1 protein-coding gene and 1 pseudogene are annotated in these 951 nt (G+C 74.8%); both read right to left on the reverse strand.

The window, feature by feature from the left end:
* Window positions 1–184 (reverse strand): annotated as a pseudogene (locus AC27KI_RS25870) (hypothetical protein); the annotation flags it as partial.
* Window positions 184–951, reverse strand: a 768-nt coding sequence (locus AC27KI_RS25875) for a radical SAM protein (RefSeq protein WP_487116699.1), incomplete at its 5' end; no start/stop codon positions are given. The gene AC27KI_RS25875 and the pseudogene AC27KI_RS25870, both read right to left, overlap by 1 nt.

Below are 951 nucleotides of genomic sequence, written 5' to 3' on the forward strand. Positions count from 1 at the left end.
CTTCGGGCCCCTCGGCGAACAGGTCGCCCGCCGCGTCCGCGGCCGTGAACCATTGCACCTGCTGCGGCGGGTGGCCGCCTTGCAGCAGCGTGCGCGCCGCCGCGCGAAAGCCCGCCCAGTCGGTGGCGTGGCCCAGGGTCACGGTGGTGACCGCACCGGTGGTTGTGGTGGTGGCGTCGTCCATCAGCCAAACAGCGAGGCCTGCACGGGCGGCGCAGGGGCGGCAGGTGCACTCGCCAGCGGGCCCGGCCGTGCCGGCGTGGCGAAGAACGCCTGCAGGTGCACCGAATCGAGCAGGCGCCCCGGCCGATGGTCCACCGTCTCGACGAACGGCAGCACCTTCTTGAGCGGCACCCGCAGGCGCGACAGGTCGGCATGCCGCACGCGCCGCACCCGGCGCGAGGCCAGCAGCCGGTCCACCGAGCCCACGCCCAGGCCGGGCACGCGCAGCAGCATCTCGCGCGGGGCGGTGTTGAGGTTGACGGGGAAGCGCTCCGGGTGCGCGATGGCCCAGGCGAGCTTGGGGTCCATGTCCAGCGACAGCATGCCGCCCTGGCGCGCGGGCACGATCTCCTCGTGCGCGAAGCCGTAAAAGCGCATCAGCCAGTCGGCCTGGTACAGCCGGTGCTCGCGCACCATGGGCGGGGCGGCCAGCGGCAGCGCGCGCGAGGCGTCCGGAATGGGGCTGAAGGCCGAGTAGTACACGCGCCGAAGGCGAAAACCACCGTACAGCTGCGCGCTCGTGGCCAGGATGGTGCGGTCGTCCGCCGCGTCCGCGCCCACGATCATCTGCGTGCTCTGGCCCCCCGGGGCGAAATGCGGCGCGGCGGCCCGCCGCGTGCGCCCGGGCAGCGAGACGACCTGCGCGGCGCCCTGCTGCTCGCGCCGGGCCTGCCGGGCATCGGCGATGTGCCCGGCCATGCGCGCCATCGAGCGCGGAGTGGCGGCGCC

It is taken from the genome of Acidovorax sp. KPB24-03 (assembly GCF_057546605.1).